Raw genomic sequence first — 7,440 nt, 5'->3', positions numbered from 1 at the left:
GATCCCCATACCCGCATCGTCGGCCATATCAGCGGGCGGCTGCTGCTGGGCCGCGACGGCTACGAGCTGGACTATGACAAGATCTTCGAGGCCGCGGCCCAGCACCGGGTGGCCATCGAGATCAATTCCCATCCCAATCGCTTGGATTTGGATTGGCGCTACCTGAAGCGGGCCAAGGAGGCCGGGGTGAAATTCGCCATCGATCCCGACGCCCACAGCGTGGCCGGCCTGAGCGACACTTTCATCGGGGTCGGTCTGGCCCGCAAAGGCTGGCTGAGCAAGGGCGACGTCCTCAACACCGGATCGCTCGAAGAGGTGAAGGAATTCTTAAAGAAAAACTGATTTTAGAAGGGTTTTGCCTATGATCCCCTTGAAACATCCCCAGCCGCTATTCGTCCTCAGCACCGTCGCCAAAAAGACCGACGCCACCCGCATCGCCAAGGCCTTGGTCGGCGAGCGCCTCGCCGCCTGCGTCAGCATCCTGCCCGAGGCCGAGTCGCACTATGTATGGAAGGGCAAGGTCTGCGCCGAGAAAGAGCTGCTGCTGTTGATCAAGACCCTGCCCCGGGCCTACGATCGAATGGAGTCGCGCTTGCGCGAGCTCCATCCCTACGAATGTCCGGAAATCGTCGCCTTGCCGGCGGTCAAGGTCTTCGACCCTTACCGGCGCTGGCTCGAAAGCGGCATCGGCTGAGCGGCGGGACCCGCCCCTAGGCCCGCTCAGGAAAATCCTAGTCCAAAACCAGGGATTCCCCGATGGTGCTTCACCGGCCCTACCTTTATTAATCAAGCACCCTATCCAAACATTTATTTAAAAAGGGGTTCTCCCATGAACCGAGCCGGTACCGAGAAAGCCTCGCCCCTTCCCAAGTCAGTCCGCGTAAAAAAGCCAAAAACCTTGCGACTCTACAGGCCCCAACCTGAATTTCAGGACCTCGACCCTTTGACCAAGGGCGACCGAATCCTGCTCAACAAGATCGGCCAGCAGATGGCCTTCGAACAATCCAACTTCCGTCTCTGGGAAACCTTCCATGGCAAGGCCCTCTTGCTGAAAGCACTGGGCGAGATGGAGTTGGAGGAAATCGAAGTCCTCCGGGCTCAGAAGCGGGATCATTTGCGGCTGCTCAAACTAGCCGCATCCGACGTCGGCGCCGGCTCGCATCCGATGGCGCCGACCGTCGAGGTCGCCACCATCTCCTCGATGGGCCTGGCCCCGGCCTTGGACGATCCCCGGATCGACTTTGAGCAGTGCCTTCAGCTCATGCTGGTCGCCGAATTGGTCAACAACGAAGCTTGGCGAGCCCTCGGCGATCTGGCGGAGATCGCGGGCGACGACGAATGGGCCGAGCGGTTCCAGCAGGCGGCCGCCGAAGCCGAGGAGCATCTGGCCTGCGTTCGCACCTGGATCTTCGACCGGATGGTCGACGCCGGCCTCGAAGAGGAAGAATAAGCCCCCCCCGCTAAACCCCTTTTTCCATTGAAATAATCGGAAGAGACGGTGGATAGTAGCCAGCGACGGGGCGTAGCACAGCTGGCTAGCGCGCCTGCTTTGGGAGCAGGAGGTCGCCGGTTCGAATCCGGCCGCCCCGATTTTTATTTCAGGCACGTATAACTTCACCGAAAACTGAGTCGATGCTTTTTTAATCACCGGGGTCACCGTAACCACTGCCCCAAACCCAGGACCGAAAAATAAGGATTCAAATGAAGACTGGGATAACGCGGTTGTGGAAATTTATTATTCCCTTTGTGAACTTGTTGAAAGCTGCGAAAATTGGGTCTTTATAAAGAGCCCCCCATGAACTGGCTGACCCGATATCGCATCAAGGAATTTTTTTTCTCCTCCTTTTGGTTCTTTCCTTTACTTGGTGTGGTTTCGGCGATGATTGTCGCCCCTTTATCTCGATTATTAGAGAAAGAAACCAACTTTGCCCTCTTAAATTATGATGCGGAAGGGGCCCGGGCTATCTTGGGAGTCTTGTCCGGGGCGATGTTGACCTTTACCCTCTTCCTTTTTACGATGTTGCTTCTGGTGGTCCAAATCGCCTCGACTCAATTGACGCCAAGGGTTATCTCCCGCGTCTTTTCTGGACGGCCGACGCGGCTGGCGGCGGGAATTTTTCTATTCACCTTTATTTATTGCCTCGCCATCCTAAGCCGAGTCCGGGAACCGGTGCCCCAACTCCCGGTATCTTTGGGGATTGCATTTAGCGTCATCGGCATTGGAACCTTTCTTTACCTGGTCGATTTTATCGCCAAATCCCTTCGGCCCATTTCGATTCTGGTCAAGGTTGCAGAGGAGGGACGCAAGGTCATTGAAGAGGTCTATCCAAGCCTTCTGGAGGGGTCTTCGCTGCCGATTCCCTCCACTCAACTGCTTCGAGGAAAAGAATACCAGCAGGTCCTATTTTCTGGGAAGTCCGGGGTCCTCCTGGCACTCGACTTGGAAGGTCTTAAAAAACTGGCCATTCAGCACAATGGGGTGATCGCCCTTGTCCCCCAAGTCGGGGATTTTGTTTCCAAGGGATCCCCTCTGTTTCATCTCTATGACGGTGCGGCTCAAATCCCTCAAATGAAATTGTTGGGCGCCGTGGCCTTAGGCTCGGAGCGGACCATAGCCCAGGATCCTGCCTTCGCCTTTCGGATCATAGTCGATATCTCCATTCGTGCGCTTTCTCCCGCCATCAATGACCCGACCACGGCCGTCTTAGGTTTGGACCAGATCCAGCGATTGCTTTTCTATTTGGGGAAACGTCGATTGCGGGATGAAGGGATATACGATGACACCGGTAAATTAAGAATGCTGGTTCGAACGCCGAATTGGGAAGATTTTGTCCGTTTGGGGACCCGAGAGATTCGTTGGTACGGCGCAGATAGTTTCCAGATCAACCGCCGACTTAGGGCCATGCTGGAGGATCTGATGAAACGCCTTACCCAAGAACGCCTTGTTGCTTTAGAACAGGAATTGCAGCTTCTTAACCGCTCGGCGGAAAAACACTTTTTGGAACCGGAGGATCAAAGGCGGGCCTTGGAACCCGATTTCCAAGGCTTTGGCGGAGGAACCCCACACTCTGGCAAACGCGTCCAGTGATGGCGCTGACGAGATTGGGACGAAACATCCCTGCACGAGCTGCCAGTGCGGCTTGAAACAAGCCTCGGGCAATTCGCCTCTGGAGCCAGAGAGCTTTATAAATAATTACAAATAAATAGGATTAGACCCAAAGTGAAGATTACCGGGGAGGAAATGGCTTCAGCGGCGATTCCCGCCTGGTTTGATTCGGCGAATGCCGTTATGATTCGACTCGATTCACGCTCCAAGGAGGGGGTCCGAGGGAGGAGTGTCCTTCTTGCGAGCTTTTGCGGATTCTACCCGAAGGCAGCTGCGATTCTGGCTGGGGCGCATCCATCCCGAAGCCGGAAAATTCCTCGCCTTCGCCCTGATCCAATTTCTGCTCGGGGTCGGTTTCGGCTGCGGCTTCCTGGCCGCCAACGCGCTGCTGATCACCCGGGCGGGAACCGAGCCCCTCTTTTACGTCTACACCGGCTCCTCCCTGCTCTCGCTCGCCTTGGCGGGAATATTCTATTTTCTTTCCGACCGATTTCCCCGAAATCGACTTTTCATCGTCTCGCTTCTGGCCGAGGGTTTTTTTCTCGTCCTGCTCTGGGCGCTGATTCAGGCTCGGCCCGACCTGCTCTGGACCTACTACCTGTTGCGCATCTATCTCTACGGCGTCTTCGTCCTTTCCACCTTGCAGTTCTGGCTCCTGGCCTCGGACCATTTCAATCACTTCGAGGCCCAGCGCTGGTTCCCCTATCTCGTCGCCGCCGGAATCCTGGGCGATTTCTTCGGCGGCCTTCTGGCCTCGGCCCTCGCCGCCCCCTGGGGCTCCACCAACTTGGTGCTGCTCTGGGCCTGGGCGCTGTTGCTCTCCCCGCTGCTCGTCCTGTCCCTGGGTCAACCCAAGGTTCGCTCGCAGGCCACTCCGGAGTCGAAAACGGCCCGCGCGACGCCGGCGGGGCCCGCCGCCTATTCCCACCCCCGCGGTCTCAGCATCGCCCTGCTGGTCTTTTGGGTGGCCTATTCCTTCTTCGCCTACGGCGTCGATTACCTCTATAACCGGCGGGCCCTCGCCGCGCTGCAGAGCGCCGACGAGCTCTCGGCCTTCTTCGGCAAGGTGACACTGGCTGCCAGCGCCGCCGTCCTTTGCTACCAGCTTTTTTTCGCGGCCAGGCTCACCCGTCGCCTCGGCATGGACCGGGTCGTCTTCATCATCCCGGCGCTCTTGCTGGCGGGTTCCACGGCTCTCTACTTTTATCCCGGCCTGGGCTCGGCGGCTTTCGCCGAGGCGATGGTCTTTTTCTTCGTGGAATTCGCGGCGGTTTCGCTGCTGCAGCCGGTCTTCAACCTTTACCCGCCATCGGCCCGCGGCAGGGTCAAAATGCTGGTGGAGGGCGCCGGGCGCCCGGTTGGGATCTTACTGCTTCTGGCCTGGGGGCTGGCTTTGCCCTTGCTATCTTCCGGCCTCGCCCTGGAAACGGTCCTTTTCGCCACGGCTTTGGCCTTTCTGGCCTTCCCCTGGTTCTTTCGCCGGCTTTACCGGCGCTATCTTCGGGACCTCCTCCATGCGCCGGAGCCCCACCTCGTCTCGAACGCGATCCAAGCCCTTGGGGAGCCGAACAAGAAAGAGATGGCCCCCGAGCTATGCCGGCTCCTCAAGGAGGCGCAAAGCCTGGACCTGAAAAAAACCATCGTGCTTAGCCTGGGCAGGATTCGCAGCCGCGACGCCTTCGAGGACATCGTGGGCCTGTTCTCGGTGAAGGACGAGGGCCTGCAGATCGCGGTGCTCGAGTCGCTGAGCGGCTATCGGAACTACGAAAGCGTCCTGACCCTGTTTCGCCTGCTCAAGTCGGAGCAGAATGTCTCTTTGCAGGTGAGGATGAGCGCGACCCGCCTGCTGACGAAGCTGGTGGGAAAGAAGATGATCCCCTTCCTGCTGGAAAGCCTCAACGATCCCGACCCTCGGATGCGGGCCAACGCGCTGGAATCGATCGGAATGCTGAAGGACCGCAAGGCGACGGGCATTCTCCTGCCCTACCTCGAGGACATGAACAACCGGGTTCGGGCCAATGCCGCCGTCGCCCTCGCGAGCTTCTCCCGGACCCGCAACCGGGCCCGCGACACGATCATGGAGTTATTCCGATCCCAAGACTTGAAGGCTCGGCTTTCGGGGATATACGCTCTCGGCGAAATGGGCGACCGCTCCCAAGCCGAGATCTTTGCGCGGCTGCTCCACTCCCCCGACCGGAGGCTTCGAATGCACGCCGCCGTCGCCCTCGCCAAGCTGAAAGCGCCCGACTTCCTCGGATGCTTCTTGGAGCTGTTGCAGGACAGCGACGAGACGTCGGCCGCCGAGGCGGCGCGCCACATCCTGCGCTTTCCGGCCGGCAGTCGCCGGCTTTTGTTCGAAGGCATCGCCGGCCTGAAAATGGCGCAGCGCCGCCTCATCTTGGCTCGGCTGGAGGCTTCGGCGCTCGATTTCAGCCTCGAGAAGAGCCTGCTCTGGGACCAGGAGATGGAGGAGACCGAGGAGGTGCCGGGAGCGCCGCTACCCAATAAGATCATGGTTTGAGGCTATCCTGGCTGCAACAGAAGCTCACCTTAAGGACCGGAAGGTCGCCCGGATATCTTCCGATAGAAATTTCGGCTGTTCCCAGGCTGCGAAGTGCCCGCCATGCTCGGGCTTGTTGTAGTGGACGAGCTTGGGATAGGCCCGCTCCACCCAGCTCCGCGGGGCCTGATAGAGTTCGTCCGGAAAAGCGCTCACACCCACCGGAACCGCGACGCTTTTCGGAACCAGAAAGGCCAGCTTGTTCTCCCAATAGAGACGAGCCGCGGAAACTCCGGTGTTCGTCAACCAAAATAGCGTGACGTTGTCGAGGACGTCGTCTCGGGTGATGCCTTCGGGCTGCCCGTCAAAGGTGCGGGCGATCAGCTCGTAACTGCGCGCGTCGTGGTCGATCATCCAAGCGGCCAGGCCTATCGGAGAATCCGCGATGCCGTACAGCGTCTGGGGGCGATTGGCCATCTCCTGGGCGTAGCCCAAGCCCTTCGCGTAGAAAAAGACAAGCTGATCATAGGCTTGTTTTTCCTCGGCCGAGAGACCGGATGGCGGCGGCGCGCCGACAAAAGCACCGTTATTGAGATCGGGCGGAACGGCGCCCGGCATATTGGTGTGAATGCCGAGCAGCTCCGGAGCGGCTTGGGCACCCATCAAATCGGTAATGAGCGCTCCCCAATCGCCTCCCTGGGCCGCGAACTTGGTGTATCCGAGGCGCCTCATCAGCGCGACCCAAGTCCGGGCGATGCGGTCGGGATTCCAGCCGGGAGCCGTCGGCTTGCCCGAAAACCCGTAGCCCGGCATCGACGGAATCACCAGATGGAAAGCGTCGGCCGCGCTCGCGCCATGGGCGGTTGGGTTGGTCAGTGGATCGATGATCTTCAGCTGCTCGACGATCGAGCCGGGCCAGCCATGGGTGACGATCAGGGGCATCGCGTTGTCATGCTTCGAACGAACGTGAATGAAATGAATGTCCAGCCCATCGATCTCGGTCATGAACTGGGGCCTGGCGTTGAGCTGGGCCTCGCACCTGCGCCAATCGTACTCCGTCGCCCAATAGCGGGCCAGCTTCTGCATGGTTGCGAGCTGAACCCCTTGGGTCCCGTCGGCCACCGTTTCCCGTTCCGGCCATCGCGTCGCATGGATGCGCCTGCGCAATTCGGCAAGTTCCTCTTCCGGAACATTCACTTGGAACGGACGAATGGAATCTCTGTCAGTGGAATTGATTTCAGCCATGGCGCCCCCCTTTTATATGAAAGCCATTATTTGACATTCTCGATTCTTTTTTGGGGTTTGTTAAGGTTAAAATCGATGGATACGAATTCTCACTCAATGGAGAAACGAAATGATGAATCCAGCCAAGAATACGATTTGCGTTTGGTACGACCGCGATGCCGAGGAGGCGACGCGGTTTTACTCCATGACCTTTCCCGATTCCTTCGTCGGCGCGGTGCTCCGGGCACCGGCCGATTATCCGACGGGGAAAAAAGGGGACGTGTTGACCGTCGAGTTTACCGTGATGGGCATTCCCTGCATCGCCCTCAACGGCGGACCGGGGTTCAAACACAACGAATCGTTTTCGTTTCAAGTCGCCACCGCCGACCAAGCCGAGACCGATCGCTACTGGAACGCGATCGTCGGCAACGGCGGCCAGGAAAGCGCCTGCGGCTGGTGCAAGGACAAATGGGGAGTGTCCTGGCAAATTACGCCGGTCGCCCTGACGAAAGCGATCAGCGATCCCGATCCGGCCGTCGCCGAGCGCGCGTTCAAGGCGATGATGGAGATGACTAAGATCGACATCGCCGCGATCGAGGCGGCATGTCGC

The 7,440-nt window shown here is 58.9% G+C and carries 6 protein-coding genes, 1 tRNA gene and 1 pseudogene; 7 read left to right on the top strand and 1 reads right to left on the bottom strand.

The annotated features are described in order from the left end of the window. From VJR29_00240 to VJR29_00215, 6 genes are all read left to right on the top strand, one after another. The coding region (locus tag VJR29_00240) for a histidinol-phosphatase (protein ID HKY61823.1) at window positions 1-342 on the top strand (342 nt) is incomplete at its 5' end. Window positions 343-361: 19 nt separating this feature from the next. Beyond that, complete coding sequence (gene cutA, locus VJR29_00235; protein ID HKY61822.1) at window positions 362-694, top strand: divalent-cation tolerance protein CutA; 333 nt, start codon at window positions 362-364, stop codon at window positions 692-694. A gap of 204 nt (window positions 695-898) precedes the next feature. Next, a complete protein-coding gene (locus VJR29_00230) occupies window positions 899-1,450 on the top strand; it encodes a hypothetical protein (protein HKY61821.1) in 552 nt (183 codons plus the stop codon). 66 nt (window positions 1,451-1,516) lie between these two features. Beyond that, window positions 1,517-1,590 (top strand) — tRNA-Pro (locus tag VJR29_00225). Window positions 1,591-1,795: 205 nt separating this feature from the next. Continuing rightward, window positions 1,796-3,088, top strand: coding sequence for a DUF2254 domain-containing protein (locus VJR29_00220; protein ID HKY61820.1), 1,293 nt, complete (start codon window positions 1,796-1,798; stop codon window positions 3,086-3,088). A 256-nt stretch (window positions 3,089-3,344) separates the two neighbouring features. After that, window positions 3,345-5,627, top strand: coding sequence for an MFS transporter (locus VJR29_00215; protein HKY61819.1), 2,283 nt, complete (start codon window positions 3,345-3,347; stop codon window positions 5,625-5,627). A gap of 24 nt (window positions 5,628-5,651) precedes the next feature. Here the strand turns inward: VJR29_00215 and VJR29_00210 are convergent. Further along, a pseudogene (locus VJR29_00210) lies at window positions 5,652-6,830 on the bottom strand (alpha/beta fold hydrolase). 130 nt (window positions 6,831-6,960) lie between these two features. On the opposite strand from VJR29_00210, the gene VJR29_00205 reads away from it, so the two are divergent. Then, window positions 6,961-7,440, top strand: a 480-nt coding sequence (locus VJR29_00205; protein HKY61818.1) for a VOC family protein, incomplete at its 3' end; no start/stop codon positions are given.

The sequence above is a fragment of the bacterium genome, from assembly GCA_035281585.1.
Classification (GTDB): domain Bacteria; phylum UBA10199; class UBA10199; order DSSB01; family DSSB01; genus DATEDP01.
Note: the sequence above shows the minus strand (reverse complement) of the source record. Positions and strands in the feature narration are given on the sequence as shown.

Coding starts and splice junctions, on each gene's coding strand:
- cutA (HKY61822.1), top strand. CDS start 362: ATGATCCCCTTGAAACATCCCCAGCCGCTATTCGTCCTCAGCACCGTC.
- VJR29_00220 (HKY61820.1), top strand. CDS start 1,796: ATGAACTGGCTGACCCGATATCGCATCAAGGAATTTTTTTTCTCCTCC.